The 16,550-nt window shown below is 43.3% G+C and carries 13 protein-coding genes and 2 pseudogenes; 6 read left to right on the forward strand and 9 right to left on the reverse strand.

The genetic code is table 11. The features are described from left to right. Positions 1–16: 16 nt before the first annotated feature. Complete coding sequence (locus tag M5J74_RS19340) at positions 17–274, reverse strand: DNA-binding transcriptional regulator (RefSeq protein ID WP_250012793.1); 258 nt, start codon at positions 272–274, stop codon at positions 17–19. A 331-nt stretch (positions 275–605) separates the two neighbouring features. Here M5J74_RS19340 and M5J74_RS19345 point away from each other — a divergent pair, with 331 nt between their 5' ends. The 3 genes from M5J74_RS19345 (at position 606) to M5J74_RS19355 (ending at position 1,792) form a co-directional block, all read left to right on the forward strand. Next, positions 606–1,022 (forward strand): secondary thiamine-phosphate synthase enzyme YjbQ, encoded by a 417-nt coding sequence (locus M5J74_RS19345; RefSeq protein ID WP_250012794.1) that lies wholly within the window; start codon positions 606–608, stop codon positions 1,020–1,022. Between the two features lie 122 nt (positions 1,023–1,144). Then, positions 1,145–1,462: a hypothetical protein gene (locus tag M5J74_RS19350; RefSeq protein ID WP_250012795.1), complete on the forward strand. Its 318-nt coding sequence runs from the start codon at positions 1,145–1,147 to the stop codon at positions 1,460–1,462. A 42-nt stretch (positions 1,463–1,504) separates the two neighbouring features. Next, positions 1,505–1,792, forward strand: coding sequence for a hypothetical protein (locus tag M5J74_RS19355; protein WP_250012796.1), 288 nt, complete (start codon positions 1,505–1,507; stop codon positions 1,790–1,792). 240 nt (positions 1,793–2,032) lie between these two features. Here the strand turns inward: M5J74_RS19355 and M5J74_RS19360 are convergent, their stop codons facing one another. Together M5J74_RS19360 and M5J74_RS19365 are read right to left on the reverse strand one after the other, a co-directional pair. Further along, the gene (locus M5J74_RS19360; protein WP_250012797.1) at positions 2,033–2,779 is read right to left on the reverse strand and encodes a type I restriction enzyme HsdR N-terminal domain-containing protein; all 747 of its coding nucleotides are present in this window, start codon (positions 2,777–2,779) and stop codon (positions 2,033–2,035) included. 7 nt (positions 2,780–2,786) lie between these two features. Beyond that, positions 2,787–4,802 carry a hypothetical protein gene (locus M5J74_RS19365; RefSeq protein ID WP_250012798.1) on the reverse strand — a complete coding sequence of 672 codons (2,016 nt, stop codon included), beginning with the start codon at positions 4,800–4,802 and terminating at the stop codon, positions 2,787–2,789. 336 nt (positions 4,803–5,138) lie between these two features. On the opposite strand from M5J74_RS19365, the gene M5J74_RS19370 reads away from it, so the two are divergent. From M5J74_RS19370 to M5J74_RS19380, 3 genes are all read left to right on the forward strand, one after another. Then, complete coding sequence (locus tag M5J74_RS19370) at positions 5,139–5,870, forward strand: DUF4058 family protein (protein WP_250012799.1); 732 nt, start codon at positions 5,139–5,141, stop codon at positions 5,868–5,870. A 194-nt stretch (positions 5,871–6,064) separates the two neighbouring features. After that, positions 6,065–6,874, forward strand: coding sequence for a hypothetical protein (locus tag M5J74_RS19375; RefSeq protein WP_106218370.1), 810 nt, complete (start codon positions 6,065–6,067; stop codon positions 6,872–6,874). Between the two features lie 312 nt (positions 6,875–7,186). Further along, the gene (locus M5J74_RS19380) at positions 7,187–7,657 is read left to right on the forward strand and encodes a hypothetical protein (RefSeq protein ID WP_250012800.1); all 471 of its coding nucleotides are present in this window, start codon (positions 7,187–7,189) and stop codon (positions 7,655–7,657) included. 280 nt (positions 7,658–7,937) lie between these two features. Here the strand turns inward: M5J74_RS19380 and M5J74_RS19385 are convergent. The 6 genes and pseudogenes from M5J74_RS19385 to M5J74_RS19415 all read right to left on the reverse strand — a co-directional run. Continuing rightward, a pseudogene (locus M5J74_RS19385) lies at positions 7,938–8,715 on the reverse strand (IS630 family transposase); the annotation flags it as partial. Between the two features lie 56 nt (positions 8,716–8,771). Continuing rightward, positions 8,772–10,864: pseudogene (locus M5J74_RS19395) on the reverse strand (DUF4158 domain-containing protein); the annotation flags it as partial. A 34-nt stretch (positions 10,865–10,898) separates the two neighbouring features. After that, positions 10,899–11,126: a transcriptional regulator gene (locus M5J74_RS19400; RefSeq protein WP_250012802.1), complete on the reverse strand. Its 228-nt coding sequence runs from the start codon at positions 11,124–11,126 to the stop codon at positions 10,899–10,901. A 172-nt stretch (positions 11,127–11,298) separates the two neighbouring features. Then, entirely contained in the window at positions 11,299–12,090 is a 792-nt protein-coding gene (locus tag M5J74_RS19405) for a peptidylprolyl isomerase (RefSeq protein ID WP_015155731.1), read from the reverse strand. A 36-nt stretch (positions 12,091–12,126) separates the two neighbouring features. Next, on the reverse strand, positions 12,127–13,464 hold the full coding sequence (locus M5J74_RS19410) for an HlyD family efflux transporter periplasmic adaptor subunit (RefSeq protein ID WP_250012803.1): 1,338 nt from the start codon (positions 13,462–13,464) through the stop codon (positions 12,127–12,129). Positions 13,465–13,483: 19 nt separating this feature from the next. Further along, complete coding sequence (locus M5J74_RS19415) at positions 13,484–16,540, reverse strand: peptidase domain-containing ABC transporter (RefSeq protein WP_250012804.1); 3,057 nt, start codon at positions 16,538–16,540, stop codon at positions 13,484–13,486. Positions 16,541–16,550: the final 10 nt, after the last annotated feature.

Raw genomic sequence — 16,550 nt, forward strand, 5'->3', positions numbered from 1 at the left:
AAAAGCTAGTAAGCTATTAGCCTTCACTTTCTGGAAAATGTTTTACCAACAAATCTTTACCGCGATCGCCCATTTGTTGCAGCATTCCCTCAACCTTCTGCATAGCTAGTGGTGAAGGCTTACTAATCCCCCTTTCCCAACGGCTAACTGAAGAATGAGTTACGCTTAGCTCTGCGGCAAACTGTTCTTGCGTCAGTCCACTCAATAATCGAAGGTCGCGAATGAGGTTGCTAACTTGCGCCCGATCCATCACTATCGCTCTTTTGACTGCCATAAGTGCGCGACTTACTCCTAAGTACGTTAATAGCTAATCATTCGCCTAGCTATGTGCAACATCTTATTTACTCTAAAGAGAAAATGTCAGTAGCGATCGCACCGAAGTCAAAAAATCAGTGTCTACTGAGACTTTATGGAAACTTCAATTTGGAGATACTGCGATCGCACTTGATTAACTACTTAAAACAGAGCTGAGTAGATTGCTACCATCGCCCCTTGCTCTACCTGAGTCAAACTGCAAGCATTTACAGTAAGAAGCGATCGCCTACTTGCCGCAACCAAAATACTTCCATGTAACATGACTAGAAAGTAGAGGATTGTTATTAACTATGGTTCATCAGTCACAAATCGAAATTTCCACCAAAAGTCATGGAGACATGCACGACCTAACCGATGAAGTTAGTCGAATTGTGAAAAATTCTGGGATTAAAACGGGAATGGTTCACATTTTCAACATTGGTAGTACGGCAGCGATCGGCACGATTGAATTTGAGCCAGGACTACAACGCGACCTACCCGAACTTCTAAATAAACTAATTCCACCGAGCCGAGAGTACGGACATGAACAGATGTGGCATGACGGCAACGGACATTCTCATTTGCAGGCGACATGGCTTGGACCTTCTCTAACTGTGCCAGTACATGAGGGTAAGTTACAGCTAGGAACCTGGCAACAAATTTTTCACTTGGAATGCGATATCAAACCACGCTCTCGAAAGATAACCGTGACCGTTTATGGAGAATAGTTTCAAAGTACTGTAGCTGCCAAGACCTGCCGTAGGAGAAAGCAGAACTAACAGGCACTATCTAGAATAAAAGTGGAAGCTTAGCCAAATACCACCCAGTACTAATTCTGGGAGGAGGGCATATGAAAACCACACCTTTTTTTCCACCAATAAGGAGATTTATAGCTTCAGCTTTGGTCAGTCTAAGTCTATTAGAAATTGGTATTTCTTCTGCCAATGCCCATCCAACTTTACAGGAAGCTGTAAATGCTCTTTCCTACCCCAGAAGCTCACAGCGTTTTCTTGAAAAAGGACGAGAGCGATTAGAAACTGAAATCAAATATCTGCAACAGAATACTTTAGCATCACCCCCCAGTTTACGTACCAAGCGAGAGCTTTTGCACAAACAACAATTTTTGCGGCAACAGCAGGAGCGTTGGCTAGAAGAAAAGCTTAGGTAGCAAGATTACATATAAAAGTGTTTTCCGCACGGAAGTATCGTTATGCTACACCTAATTCTGATTGCTCAAATCAATACCATTCCTACTAAATTGCCTGCTTCCTTGTTGAGTTTGCCAAACTCCGATCGACAACTCAATCTTCCAGGTGGGCAACAGCAGAATAAGCGAAAGTTGCAAGAACAGCAGCTTAATCTCAATCAAAAGAAATATCAGCAAAGAATCAGAGAGTTTGATATCTTACCTACATCGCGTATAGATTGCTTTCCCTTATTTCCTCCTAGTAGCGGTTTCCCACCTGGTATTAGTCCAATTTCTTGCCGCCGTCCGTAATCTAACAAAACTAATACTTGTATAAAATTAAAAGTTTTCTATTTTTTAATTAATCTTAGCTAGCTTGTTGCTGAATTACTACTTTCAAAATTATTCAAATTTTTTCAAATATTGGATAATTGTTCAACAGAATAATTGAGTTTTTATTTGATTTAAAAAGCCAAACAATTTAACTACAGGGCAGTTTGTGGACGCAAACACTATTCACCAATACAGAGTCATTCGATTACTGCTTAAACTTTAATAAATGACAGAAATTAGTTTATCAAAAGCATGATATTTGAAGGAAAACCTATTCTTACGTGAATAGTTTCCATAAAGATCGTAGGAAATACAATCTTGCTCAGCCCTAAAGCAACACCCTATAATTAGATCGCAACTATCTTTTAATGCAAAAGTAAATTTATGAAGAGTATACTTGCCATATTTCTTGACTAAATAGACAAAACTATTTATATCACCGTCCCTTGCCTTCTCAAATTCTAAGCGATCGTTATTTTCTTGATGTAAAGCTTCCCGAAGTATGCCTGGTATATCTTCTATAGATTTTAAGTCTTCTTTTGAGAAATAAGCTTCTTTGTAAGCTTTCTTAAATAGAACCAAATTCTTACCATTGAATAAAATCCCTAGAGATGAACGTTGCTCGTCAAGGTATCTTCGTAGTTGATTCTCATGAGATAGTAAACTTTCTTCTTCTCGCTTGACTTCAATAATTGCTATTGGATGTTGTAAAGGTCTAAAGTCTTCTAACTCAAAATTTTTATAAATAGCAATATCAAGATTGTTGTACTCGACTTTCAAATTGATCCGATTCGGAAACAAACCACTTTTATTAATCAAAAAGTAGAGAAAAATTTGACGAATTCTCTCTTCTGGTTTATTAGAGATAATCAGCTCTATTTCTCTACCCAAACATTTCGTGTAGTGCGTGTGGTTTCTCTCGTATATATTCAGTTGTCCAAGAATCTCTTTACATAGCTGTTCCATAGCTCATCTATTTTTCGCCAAAGAACTGTAATACCTTGCCGATTAGTTCTGCCCAATATTCTTTAGCTCGATCTTTAAGAAATAAATTTAAGCTATAATCCGACTCTAGTTCACGCCTTAACGTCTGGCAGACATTATCGTTATATTTCTCTCCTTTAGGACGTGGTTTACCCTTTTCGTTAATTAAAGCCGTCCAGAAGTCGGAATTATTACTTTGAGGAGCAAGCTTTTCTTGGTAAAGAAATTCTTCAACGCTTAGTCCAACTTTTTCAATAAAGTCATCATAGTAAGTATCAAGTTGAACGAGCAGCTCAGGTATAAACGTTTCTAGAGCTTCGTTGGCAACCTTTAAGTTATTCAAAATCTCTTCTAAATCTTCTTTGACCTCTTTCGTGAATTTTCTTAGCATCTCGTCTTCGCTGAAACCTTCGGCAACGATCCTCGCATCGTAATATATATCTATATTGCGCGGAGCGTAAAATCCGAAATTGCGGTGAATTGCATGTTTTGTGTTCCAGGCTCGATAGTTGTTGTGGTAGTAAGAGATGAAATTATTAATAAATTCTTCATACACAAAGCTAGGAACTCTGCTGCCTAGAGCGCGTAGGTTTTTGATTTTTTGAATTGCATCCTTAATGGCTTCTAGTTCTTTATCTGTTAGTGTCTCACCTGCTTTGATCTTTTGGAAACTATTTTTAATCGCTTCAACTTCGTCTTGCAGAATTTTCTGTCTGCGCTCTATTACAGATGCAATACTCTGAATACAAGCATTGCGATCTTGTTGAACATCGTCCTCTGTGTAGAGATCGGAGAGTTTTGCGATCTCGGAGTTGTAATAGCGCAAAGCATCATAAAATATGATGTTTTCTGGAAAGAACTCTAAATTTAGATTTTTGAAGGTACTTTGAATATCTTCTCGTCTTATCTCAGTACCAAGTTCCCAAGTACCATCTTCATTACCATTCACTCTTTCAGGCTCACCCTTATGAGTTATCACAAGGGTTACAAACCTGTAATGGAAATCTCTAGATTTTGAAGAGAGATAATACCTCATCAGCTCCCGAATATTAGTTTCTGGAGCATCTTTAAAGTGAGTTGTAAATAAACAAATCGAATCTTGCCCTTCTATATATTCCTGTAAATCCTTACGAATTGGATTTTCATCAATACCTTTTGTATCAATTACTGCTTGAAACTGAAATAGATTAGAACCGGAAAGAATGCGATCGCTAACGTAGATGCGAATTTTTCTAGGAATTGCAAATTCCTTTAATTTAGCACTATTGATTAATGCGAAAGTACGTTTGATCCAAGTACGCTCATCTTCATCAGATGTAAACTCGATTTTAGTTGAAACCCTGTTTTTAAGATCGGCGTTACGAAGTGCGATATCTTTGAGTCCATCTATCCCAGACTTCTCAAGTTCTTCCTTTGCTCTATCAATTCGTAAAGTTTGCCTTTTATCACCTTCAGTTGTAGTTTCAGAGACTTTGTTAAGATCTATAACGTTTCTAATGGCGGTTTCAATTTCTTTGGAAATCATGACTTTCGGCTCCCCCTGCATATCTTCTGAATCTGCAAGAGATTCGCAGAACTCGACGATCATGCTTTCCATCTGCTCTAAGCTATAAGGCTCAATTTCTATGTAAGTTTTTGCAGCAGCTTCAATAATAACTTCGCAGATAGTTGTTTTTCCTGAACCAGTAGCAAGTAATTCTTGTACTTCTGTAACGTTTATCGCCTTGCCAGCGATAGTTTTTGAGACTTTGAAATCACCGATTAAATTAAATAAGTGGCAAATAGCTGTTGTTTTTCCTTCGCCAATAGTTCCGATAAAGACTAATTTGTACTTTTCTATACTTAAAATTTCAGCTATTTCTTTCAAGCGGTTAAGTTTAGATTTCAAGTTATTAATACATATATAACTAGGTACTGTTCTCTCAGTAACTTTCTCTCTTCTGGCAATTTCATCTGCTAATTCTTGCTTTAGGAATTCAATTTGATCTTGCTTTGCAGATAACATTACCATCCCTCACAAATAACTTTCTACCTAACTAACAGTATTCCCAAACCGAGCTGATGAATAACACGCATCTGCCTCAACAGTAAGTCAGTGTTTTATTGTCGTCTCCCAATGGGTAACGTTATGCAGCTTGAGATATCGTTAGGAACAGAAGCTTGAAAGTTATTTTTGGGGATCGGATTTGAATGAGGAATTTGCTTGTAGTAAAAAAGGTGGATAGCAACATCCCGATCCATGCCTTCCATATTGGGATCAAGCACGCCGATGAAAAATAATGGAAGATAGATACGATACGAATGTATAGTATGCAGGTCTAGCCTGCTCTAATCGACGGCGATGGTCTTACTAGATCACTTTCATCCGCCTCTAAGCGTGCGCCGCCACTGGCACGCCTTTCATAACGCATGGGCAACATACATCGCGTCGGATCTCAACCAGCGCTTGCCTCAAGGCTACTTTGCCGAACCTAACGTGCAGTTTGGGATTGAAATTGATGTTGCAGCCTTTGAAGAAAGCACTCTCGCTGACGATGCCAGCGGTACGGTAATTGCGCTGCCTTTGACTGCTGCGGATTGGCAACCAGTACCCCCCACCCAAACCATTCCCTTTCAACCCACCCGCGAGACAGTCGAAATTAGCATTTTCAGCAGTGAAGCGGGACCTACCTTAGCTGGAGCCATCGAGTTAGTTAGTCCTGCCAATAAGGATCGTGCCAATCATCGAGATGCCTTTGTTGCTAAATGCCAAACATACTTAAATCTAGGCATTGGGTTAGTAGTCGTGGATGTTGTCACCAGTCGCAATGCTAATTTGCACGTTGCTTTGATGCAGCAGCTTGGTGTAGCAAACCTGAATCAATTGGACGCAGACCTTTACGCAGTTGCCTATCGCGTTGTCGAGCGAACTAAGCAGTTCAATTTAGATATGTGGCAAGAAACACTGAGCTTGGGAACCCAATTACCAATCTTGCCGCTGTGGTTGCCTGGAGAGCTTTGCCTGCCTGTCGATCTAGATGCCACTTACCAACGGACTTGTCGCGAACAACGGATCGGCTTTAACAGCGCGTAACCATTTGGGTAAGATTGAGCGACTTGAAGGTAGCGAGTTTTTAAATAAGTCGATTTCTACCGAAAGGCGATCGCCTTGTTAGTAATCTCAGTAAATGGTGTTGCTAGCTAACAGCGGCAGATACGCATCTGCGCCTTTTAACTTTCTCGCTTGTATGGTACAAATTTACTAAACAAGTTGACCGCTAACCCACCATGTTCAGCTCTTGGGAAAGAATGCAACTTAAAGATGGCGCTCCGCTTGGCAAGTGGGAAGCAGCCTCACAATGGCTATCGCATTTTAACGATAGCGATCGCTGGGCAATTATCTTAATGGATGGCGATCGCCATCCTTGCGTGACGGCAGGCTTTGTTTTAGAGTGCGTGTGGCGCTCGGACTGGACGGCATTCGATGAAGTAGACGGATATCAAAGACTATTAACAGGATTTAGGGAAATTCCAGCACCATTACCTACCGTTGGCACTCCTACAACTTACTCGCGAGGTGCGTGGATCTTTGAAGCGCAACCCCGCGACCAGCGCCGCCAGACGTTAAAAGAGCGAAGAGCGGTTTGGGGGCGATCGCCTCGTCAAGATGAACCTAAGAAGAGACTCGATCTATCGCTTGAGGTCGGTCAATGCACGCCACAGCAATTGATGGAAGCGTTGATGCTGACTGGCGGACGCTGGAACAATTTCAACCCAGAACCAATTTTAGAAGACCTGTACCAGAATCAACACCTCTGGCTAAATTTTATGATGCTGCCACTGATTGGCGAGAGTGAAGCAAGCGGTCGGCTTTACAGCAATTTGGGCTTTGCACTGAGAGATTTAGGCGATCGGTGGCACGCAGATACGCTTTACGTGTGGAGCCAAGACGACGATTGCGTGTATCCCCTGGTTGACTTGGGGAATACGTGGCTAGCGGATGACGTTCAAGTGATGGATCGCGATCGCGCCTCTAAGTTTATTGGATATGGTGGTTGCGACGATCCGCCCCCCGTTGTGATTTATTGGTGGGATTAGGTATGAGTGCTGGCGTAGGCGAAAACTCCTGCCCGAATCACGTCACATTTGCTCAATTTAATGGAGGATGACGGCGATCGACAGCAGTAATTATGTTACATTTATACTACACAAGCGAACTAGATTCTGGTAGCGTGGTGAAGTTATTAAACGGTGCGATCGAGGTTGATGTTTGGAGATTCAATAGCGCTCTTGAGCGTGAAAACCCTAAAGTCATGAGTGAAAGCGCTCTGCAACAGTTAAACTAGCAGCGCGGATAGACAACGATCGGTTAATGCAGCGGCAGGTTCCCTATAATCCAAGAATAAAGCCATGCCAGTTAGTCGTGATGAAAAATGGGTGCAGATTGCAGAATTAGACGAAAATGACCGGATTCATTTCACTCCAAGTTACTTAGAGTTAATGAGTGAATTAGGGTGGGAAGCCAAAGCATTTGCAGGGCATCTACTAGGCTTGTGGTACGACCCCTTTGAACATATGCTTGACTATAGCAGTGGGGAAGCTCTCTTCAGCGCAGACCAGCCAGGACATTTCGAGTGCAATGAATTGGATAAAGCTCAAGAAGTAGTAGAGTATTGGGCTAAAACATGGACTGAAAATAGCAATGGCTACGAACCAGCTCATAAAGCAGGTATTGGTTTGGAACTGGGGATTGATTGGTATCGGGATGTTTTGCGAGCCAAATTAGTTAGCATCTGTTTACCAGAGCGTCTCCTCATCGCTTACCGAAGTGCGTTTAAGGAAAAAATGCATCAAATTGAGCAGATAACAATTGAATCGTAAAATAGGCATTTGAGAGATGCGATCGCCTACTTTTGTTCCAGTAGCAAAGTTCAGAAAATCACTCCAATAAAGCTAGTTTTTTCAATCGAAAGAATTAATTGCAAATATTAATTGCTCCCGTAATTGTTGAAAATATTTACAAAAAATTTGATTATGCAAAGGATAATTATAGCATTCGAAGTATAGATTAGGACGCTAAACTGACAGATGTATCTACTCGTTCGCGAAAGTCTTCAATAGTTCCTTGAGACTTTCTGACTCGATTTTTAATCGGAAACTAGTAATGCTCAATCTCATTTAAATCTGGAGATAATGGTGGTAAGTATTGGATTTCACATTGTGCCGATTTGATTAATTCTCGAATTTTCTCGGATTTATGAAAAGTTGCATTGTCTAAAATTACAGTCTGTCCTGGTTTTAAGTGTGGCAGTAGTTTTTCGGATAACCACTGCTCAAAAACCAACCGATTACAAGCTCCTTCAAAGGTGAACGGAGCTAACAGTTTTCCTTGACATAAACCACTAATAATACTGACTCTAATGCTTCTTTTTCCCGATTTTAAGTCATAAAGTCTTTGTCCTTTTTCATTCCAGCCGTAGCTGTAGTCATCTCGATTATCTATCCCTGACTCATCTATATATACTCGCTCCTCTGGTTTCTTTCGCTCAATTTTTTCGATAAATTCTTGTCTTTTTTCTTCATCTCTTTCTCGATACCCGTAAGTTTTTTTTCTAGTAAATCCAATTTTCTTTAGAGCTTTACCAATAGTTCTGTCACTGATTTCTAAGTGCCACGCCTGAGCCATTTCATGCGTGAGTCTGACTTCCATGTTTTCGAGCAAACTCTTTAAAGTCTTCTAGATTGGTAATTTTCGCCCCATAGCCTCGCTGGTATCCCACAGGCGCTCGATCATCTCCTGTTTCTTCTCTTTTGTGCAGCCACAAATTGATGGTATTACGACTAATTTTAAAGATTTTACTAGCTTGGGTTTTTCCTATGCCACTATCTATTGCCTCAATGACTTTTCTTCTCAAGTCATAGCTGTAGGGGGCTGGCATTTTTTGCTCCGATTCACTCCGACTCTATTATGTCCTAACTTATACTTCGAGTGCTATAAGATGCGGCGGCGATATGTTTCATCGTCGATGTAAGCTAGCAGGTATAAAGTTTTGACTATTCTCCCTAGCTCGGTAATTGCTTTAGATAAAGTGGTAGGATTTTTACCGCCTAATCAAAGTCCGCATCAACTCAGAAGCGCTAACCGTTCCCAACTTTAAAGACCCTGCTACCCGTAATAGATCGTCCCAGCTACGAGCGATTAAAGCAGTATTTACCCGCTGTCGCGCCAATCCATTCAGTACCCCATAATCCGCTTGGGGATCGATCCGCCAGAAGCGAGCTTCGCCCAAATCTGCTAATCTAGGGCTGAACTGATAACCTAATAGCCAAAATAGCCCGAAGACAAGATCGCTGTAACCCGCCGTGTCAGTCATAACTTCTTTGGGCTGCAAGCTGGTTGTCCGATCGAGCAACCCCTCAAGGAGAAAGAGTGGGACGGCCCTGTTCGATTTCGATCCGTACAGCCGCATTAGTAGGAAATGAACTAGCAGTACGACGGTAGGCTTCATCTAACTGCTGTGTCAAAGCTTTGAGTTCTTCTTCTGGAGTCGGTTGCAGATTGAGAGTACGGCAGATATTGGCACGAGCCGCAGCCCAAGCATCTCCTTGCAGCAGTTTGAGCCGAGGGTCGCCCCAGCGCCAAGAGCGACTGACGAATAGATCGCGACGGCGCAAAGCAGCACGCAGGTTTTCTAACATACAGAACGTGTAAGCTTTGCGATCGCAAGTCCCATCCTTAGCAAATACTAGCTTTGCCCAACTCTTGCCGATCGTTCCCAAAGGAGCGGCACTCATGTCAGGTTTTCTTTGTTCGTGTTGAGATTTGAGAAATTGCAGTGCTTGGAGGATTTCTACTCCTAGTGCAGTTGCTTCAAAATCAATCGTCTGCAATAACTTGGGGAAGAATAACCGGACGTGTCGCCATCGGGATAGCATTAAGTCATAATAATTGTCGTCTGGCGGTCGGGCGATGGCGATGACAGAGTTAAGCGCGGTAGTCAATTGGGTTGGGGAAACTTGGGTAAAGACAGTGGCTCGAACTGCTACATCTTCAGTCGCAGGATCTAACAACACAGCACAAGCTTTATACAGTTGCAATGCAGCGGCATCTAAGTCTTTAATCGTCCGCAAGCGATGCTTCTCTGCTTGACGATCGGTAGTGCTTAGCAGCTCGCCGACCAGTAACTCTAGCAAGGATAGCGCATCGTCAGTGACAGTAAATTCTAAAACATGAACGAAGGCAAGCAACGTTGCTAGGCGGCGAGTTTTAGGCATCCGCAGCAAAGTTTGTGCCCAAGCAGTATTGGCATAACGTGCCAAGGCTGAGAGTCGATTGGGTGGGACAAAAGACAAATTTATCTGATTCACCCCCAAAGAACGAATCTCCACCAGCCGCTCTAAAGTAGCCACTAAAGCAGGAGCGCTAGTACGAGTAGGAGGTTGACGTAGCCGTTCTAGAGCAGATACACGACCTTGTGCCACACAAACCAGCAAATCTTCTAACCGCCTTTGGCAAGCAGTACTGGGTAGTCGAGCCAAGACTCTCCACAATCTTTCTTGCACCCGCTCGCGCACGCTGGCGACTAATCGTTCGAGTACCGTCACTCCTGGCAAGAGGATTTTTCGTTTTACCAAACGCGCTGTTGCCAAGTCAAACAAAATACTCGGGCGCTCGTCGCTTAACCAAGCACGACTGTAAAGCCAGCGCACCAACCGCCAATGTTCTGGTTGGCTGTTGAAATCGCGGTATCCGTAAGCAGCACGGATTTCGGATGTATGATCCCACCGACTCTCTCCAGTGCGATAGCGTGCTAACACCTGAAAATCGCTAATACTTAGTTGAGAGGCAACATAACTCATAACAGAGGCAGGTACATCCGTCGGATCGCTCAAGAATGTTCCTAAAAACCGCACTGTGGATAGCTGTAAGGCAAAACCCAAGCGATTGTGGTTGCCACGCCGTTTGTAGATGAAGGCTTTGTCGGTATCGTCCAAATGGAAATAGCGGGCTAATTGAGCTGAAGTTGGGTCTTGGGTATAACGCCCATAACTAGCTCGATGCTGGGCTGTGAGAAATTCAACTGGCACGCAAGAAAAGTTTCAAAAAATAACCTCAAGTCGCTTAATACAACTCGCCGTCACGAGCAAAAATCTCGATGACTTCAGAGCGAGTGATCTGGTTTCTATCCGCTATTTGAGCTAGCTTTGCCCAAGCTGTATCAGTTAGTCTCATCGTCCGCAAACGTTTTGGTTCTTCCTGGTAGTCAGGTGCAAACTTTCCTGCCGCTGTGTGCAGCCGTCGCGGTGACTTTTGTTTAGTTCCAGAATACCGATCCGTATTCTCCGCCATAACCTAGTATATACATGGTAAGACAAGGGCGACGTGAGAGCATACTTTCCAGCAACCAAAGTAGAGTTAGGGCTGCCGATTCTTTGCGGGAGTGCAGAGTAGTGGCGATACTCTGCACTCGTACAAGCCAACACTGACAAAATCTACTTTGTCAGAATGAGTGGATTCAACTTTAACTAGATGCTACTAACAAGCGAGATTCTGAATTCAGAGCTTGCACGCTATTCGCTCTCAAGTCAATCTCGACTTCAAATGTTTCTACTTGTTGCTTTAACCATTCAGAAAACAAGTTCGAGATGATTTCTCGGCGCAGCGTATTGTCCAATTCTGGTTGAATCAGTTCTTCAACTAAAATTAGGTGCGCTCCTGAAGATGTCAGAACTGGTTTAATAATTTGAGGCGGCTCGACTGCAAAAACAGCAGCAGAAATTTCTGGTTTTAGCTTTGTGCGAGGCAAAGCTCCTAAATACCCTCCTCTTCGACGTAGTTCTGGATCTTGAATATATTGACGAGCAACTTCATGAAAGTTAATTTCTCCCTCTTGTAGGGCATAGAAGAGTTCCAAAGCTAGATCTTCCTCATCTAAGACTACTTCATACATGACTACCTGGTTATACTCAAGTTGATGCTCGACAAAAAAGGGTTCGACTTTATCGGCAAAAAGATGTTGAGCTAACTTTGAGGAAGCGACGCTTACTTCAACCAACTCTTCAAATTCATCTAAAGAAAGGTTATGCTTTTGTAGCCATAACCAAGTAGCGTCAGTACTGCGAAGATTGCTTAGCATTCGTAAGTTGTCTGCTGCTTGCTGTAGTTCTTCCGGCTCTACTTTTATGCCTTGTTCTTCTACTGCACGCGCAATAATTTTACGAGTCAGAATACCTTCGACAACAGAAGGGACTTGACAGGAAAGCTTGATTTGCTGAATAATTTCTTCTCGGCAAATAGTCACAACTTTTGACATAGTACAACTCCTAGTAATTAAGGTGATAGCGATCGCTTAAAGTTCTATACCGCCTTGTTGCAGCTTCTTAAACGGATCGAGAACGAAATCAATCAGGCGGCGCTGCCGCACAATGACTTCCGCTGTAGCTGTTTGACCTGGTGTTAAAGCAACTCGTTTGTTTTGAGTTTGAATATAAGTCTGCTCCAGCGCAATTTCTAGTTCAAAGGTTTCTACCTTGCCTTGTGGTGTCTCCTCAACTTTGGAGTCGGGTGAAATCCAACGCAGGTGTCCTTGTACTATTCCGTAGTCTTGGAACGGATAAGCATCGAACTTGAGTTTGACTGGCATTCCCACGCGCAGAAACCCGCTTTCTTGACTTGGCATTTGCGCTCGAAATACGAGAGGTGCTTCTGCGGGTGCAACTTGAGCAATTATCTGCCCTGGCTGTAAAACTGCACCAGGATGTTGAATAGATAGCTGAAAAATCGTGCCGTCAGTTGGAGCATGGAGAACTCGCTGTCGCAGTTGAAATTGTAAAGATTGAATTAGTTCTTGGGTTTGGGCAATTTCCGATCGCACGTCGCTAATCTGAGATTGGAGTTCTTTGAGTTGTCTTTGATATACACTTTGTTGTTTTTCCAATTCCGTCCGAGCTTGTTGTACGTCTAGCTGATTTTGTTCTAGAAGCCGCTGTCGCTCGAATTTCACGCCTTCTATTTCTTCTAATTTGACCAAGGCGATCGCACCTTTGCGCCATAAATTCCGATGGCGTTGCACGTCTTTGTGTGCTACGGCTAAACGATATTTTTCTAGGGCAGATATTTTCTGACTGGAATTGAGCTGCTGCTGAACTTGATTGAGTTGAGCTAGCTGCTCGGATTGAAGTTGATTTTTCATCAACTCCAGCAGGTTTTCTCGATTCACTAGACCTTCAAGTTTAGCTTGAGATTGCTGTAGCTCAGTGCGAGATATCTCTGACTCCAGTTCTAGTAAAATCTGCCCAGCTTTGACAGCTTGACCTTCCTTTACCTTAATCGCGGCGACAGTTCCAGCAACTGGTGCATCTAGTTTCAGCGTTTTGCCTTTAGGCTCAAGCCGCCCTCTAGCACTACCTGTTTCATCAACTTTGGCTAGCGTTGCCCAAGGTAACGCGATCGCGACAAATACAATCAGAAAATACAGCAGCCCCCGCGTCCAAACCCGTGGTAACGTATCGATCAATTCTTTAGTTAAAGAAGACCAGTCATCACTAATAAATTCAGAAGATTGTGAGTGAGTTAGTAGTGTCCGATCAGATCGCTCGGAGTCTAGAAGTTGCTCCGATAAACCTTGATTATTGGAGTAGTGTCCGTTTTGGCTCAGTTGATTGTTTGGATAAATTGAGTTTGGCATAATTACTCAAAAATTAGTTTCAGCCTATTACGGCAAGTTGTTGCTGGTTAAGGTAGAAGTAGTGACCGCGTTTAGCCATTAATTCATCGTGGGTGCCACTTTCAACTAAAATGCCTTTATCTAATACCAGAATTAGATCGGCATTGCGTACCGTGGAGAGACGATGTGCGATTACCAGCGTTGTCCTGTCAATGAGAATAGTGTTGAGGTTGGTTTGAATAATCCGCTCTGATTCGGCATCAAGGCTGCTCGTTGCTTCATCTAAGATCAACAAGCGAGGATTTCCTAAAAGGGCGCGGGCGATCGCGATTCTCTGTCGTTGTCCGCCAGAGAGCATTCCTCCCCCCTCTCCAATTTGGGTTTCGTAACCCATTGGTAGTTCTTTGATAAACTGATGCGCTCCTGCTTGTTGGGCTGCTTCAATAATGTCTTCCAATGTGGCTTGTGGGTGACCTACACTAATGTTTTCTCGAATCGTGCCACCAAACAAAAAGGTATCTTGATCGACGACACCAATTTGAGAACGGAGCGATCGCAGGGACAAACTAGTCACATCGTAGCCATCGATTAAAATCTTTCCTTCAGTCGGGGGATAAAGACCTAAAAGCAGCTTGGAAATAGTTGTTTTCCCAGAACCGCTCCGCCCAACCAGTGCTACCATTTGTCCTGGTTGTACTTCAAAGCTGATATTTTCTAGAGTATTAACGTCGCTTTCTGGATGGTAGCGAAAAGTAACTGCAAGAAAGCGAATATAGCCCCGAATTGGTGGGAGGAATTGACGAGCTTGATGCTGTAAATCTTCCTCTGGTTCGGCATCAATCACATCATCAAGGCGCTCAACGGCAATGACGACTTCCTGCAACTCATTCCACAGCACGGTTAGCCGCTGAAAGGGATTAATCACATTCCCTAGCAACATGTTAAAAGCAACTAATTGTCCAATTGTCAATTCATTTTGGATTACCAACCATGCTCCAAACCACAGTAAAGCTGTAGTTATCACCGTTTCAATAGTTGAGCTAAAAATCTGGAGTGTATTGCCAATCACCTGTCCAGAAAAGGTCTTTTTAATCGACTTACCAAATAGTTCCTCCCACTTCCAGCGCACTGTCTGCTCGACCGCCATTGATTTAACTGTGCGAATGCCAGTTAGAGATTGGATTAGATAGCCAGTCTCTTCGTTGTAGGCACCAAAAATTTCGCGCGAGACTCGTTGCAAAAATGGCGTAGCAATCAGTGCCAGTAATACAAATGGCGGCACAATGACTAACACTAGTAGTGCCATTTTCCAGCTATACCAGAACATCAGTCCTACATAAACGAATACTGTTAGCAAGTCAAGTAGAATTGATAGTGCTTCGCCGGTGAGAAAGCGCTGAATCTTGCGATTTTCCTGGACGCGAGAAATAATGTCTCCAACATAGCGGGACTCGAAGTAGCTCAGGGGCAATCGAAAGGTATGGTTAATAAAACCGACAATTAATGCTAGGTCTACTTTGTTGGCTGTATGGTCTAGCAGGTATTGCCGCAGTCCATTCATAGCGACTTGAAACAAGCCAAAAATAAGTAACCCTAACCCTATGGCGGTTAAAGTCAAATTGCTGCGCTGTACGACTACACGATCCAACAGCAATTGAGTAAATAATGGCGTAATCAGTCCAAAAATTTGGATCAGGACAGAGGCAATAAATACTTCCAGCAACACGAGTCGATGAGGTTTCACTAACTCAAAGAATTGCCAAAAGGATTGTTTAGCTTCATCAGCATCTTTTAGTAAAGCTGTGGGGTGGAGTAATAATGTATAACCAGTCCAACCAGCTTTAAATTGTGCGTGAGTTAGGCTACGCTGACCAATTGCAGGGTCGGCTACGATGACGCGATCGCATGTCACTTCATAAACAACGATGTAGTGCCTTCCTTCCCAATGGGCGATCGCGGGCAAGCTTTGTTCTGCAAGCTTACTGATGCTAGCTTTTACAGGTCGAGTCGTAAATCCGATGCTTTCTGCTGCTGCTGCTAGACCTCGCAGCGATGCACCATCGCGGTCAACATTAGCAATATCTCGCAGACGATTGACACTGAAGTGCTTGCCCCAGTAGCGGCTGACCATGACTAAGCAGGCGGCACCGCAGTCAGAAGCACTCTGTTGTTCAAAGAATGGATAGCGGCGGGTAAATCGCTGCCATAAATGACCAACTTGTAATGTGGGGCTGGGGAAGTAAGCCTTGCTAATCTTTTTCTGATGTTTTCGGTTAATAACTGGCTCTTTAAAAGGATGAAGGGAGATTCTCTTTTGCTCCTCTACTCCCCTGCTCCCCTGCTCTGCTACCACTGGTAAGGAATCGGATGAAATCAACTGCTCCAGTTGGGGTAAGTAACCGAGCGCTGTCTCCCATTGAGTCTCACTGAAACTATATAGTTCAGTTGGTTGTTCTACTAGCCAAGACTGCCCCCTTAGTAGGGAGGGCGAGTAAATATTTCCCTGCGTCAGGCTTAGACCTGAAGTATGCACTAACTGCCCCCGCCGCAGGAGCCACAACTTCTGATTTCTGAGGGAGGCTGGGAGTTGACCTATTGGCAGATTATGCCGCTCCAGCAGTGATAGAGCTTTCAGCAATCCAGGCAACTTACGTAATGCAGCAATTTGGGGGCATAGCAGCAGCCAATCCCGCAATACTGCCTGACGATAAAGATACTCTTGAATTGCTGGATATTTGTGGCTCAGTTCTTGTAACAGCCTTTCGGAAAAATAGTAAAGCTTCAGATTTACAGAAGCTCTGGCTGAGTAAGGCTCGAAGGAGCCTGCTGGAAATAGAGTGCTCTCACCAAAGGATGCTCCTGCCTCTAGGGTTACAAGTAAGTCATTGTTGCGATCGAGTAACCTCGCCTTACCTGCAATAACTATATAAATTCCAGGTTCGGCATCGGTTGCCTGCCAAAACTGTTTTCCAGCAGCAGGTTCTTGAACGATGGCGTGTTTGAGGCAGCGGTCGAGTTCCGGTTCTGGAAGCACTTGTCCTAGCGTTTCGGCTAGCTGTTGCTTAGAAACAGATGTAGTGAATGAATTCTGAACCATGGTTGAAATC

Origin of the sequence: Chroococcidiopsis sp. CCNUC1 (assembly GCF_023546805.1) — a bacterium.
GTDB classification, from domain to species: domain Bacteria; phylum Cyanobacteriota; class Cyanobacteriia; order Cyanobacteriales; family Chroococcidiopsidaceae; genus Chroococcidiopsis; species Chroococcidiopsis thermalis.

What these genes read in the sequence shown, in the direction of transcription:
- M5J74_RS19340 (WP_250012793.1), bottom strand. Translation starts at nt 274, where the DNA reads ATGGCAGTCAAAAGAGCGATAGTGATGGATCGGGCGCAAGTTAGCAAC.
- M5J74_RS19345 (WP_250012794.1), top strand. Translation starts at nt 606, where the DNA reads ATGGTTCATCAGTCACAAATCGAAATTTCCACCAAAAGTCATGGAGAC.
- M5J74_RS19350 (WP_250012795.1), top strand. Translation starts at nt 1,145, where the DNA reads ATGAAAACCACACCTTTTTTTCCACCAATAAGGAGATTTATAGCTTCA.
- M5J74_RS19355 (WP_250012796.1), top strand. Translation starts at nt 1,505, where the DNA reads ATGCTACACCTAATTCTGATTGCTCAAATCAATACCATTCCTACTAAA.
- M5J74_RS19360 (WP_250012797.1), bottom strand. Translation starts at nt 2,779, where the DNA reads ATGGAACAGCTATGTAAAGAGATTCTTGGACAACTGAATATATACGAG.
- M5J74_RS19365 (WP_250012798.1), bottom strand. Translation starts at nt 4,802, where the DNA reads ATGTTATCTGCAAAGCAAGATCAAATTGAATTCCTAAAGCAAGAATTA.
- M5J74_RS19370 (WP_250012799.1), top strand. Translation starts at nt 5,139, where the DNA reads ATGGTCTTACTAGATCACTTTCATCCGCCTCTAAGCGTGCGCCGCCAC.
- M5J74_RS19375 (WP_106218370.1), top strand. Translation starts at nt 6,065, where the DNA reads ATGTTCAGCTCTTGGGAAAGAATGCAACTTAAAGATGGCGCTCCGCTT.
- M5J74_RS19380 (WP_250012800.1), top strand. Translation starts at nt 7,187, where the DNA reads ATGCCAGTTAGTCGTGATGAAAAATGGGTGCAGATTGCAGAATTAGAC.
- M5J74_RS19400 (WP_250012802.1), bottom strand. Translation starts at nt 11,126, where the DNA reads ATGGCGGAGAATACGGATCGGTATTCTGGAACTAAACAAAAGTCACCG.
- M5J74_RS19405 (WP_015155731.1), bottom strand. Translation starts at nt 12,090, where the DNA reads ATGTCAAAAGTTGTGACTATTTGCCGAGAAGAAATTATTCAGCAAATC.
- M5J74_RS19410 (WP_250012803.1), bottom strand. Translation starts at nt 13,464, where the DNA reads ATGCCAAACTCAATTTATCCAAACAATCAACTGAGCCAAAACGGACAC.
- M5J74_RS19415 (WP_250012804.1), bottom strand. Translation starts at nt 16,540, where the DNA reads ATGGTTCAGAATTCATTCACTACATCTGTTTCTAAGCAACAGCTAGCC.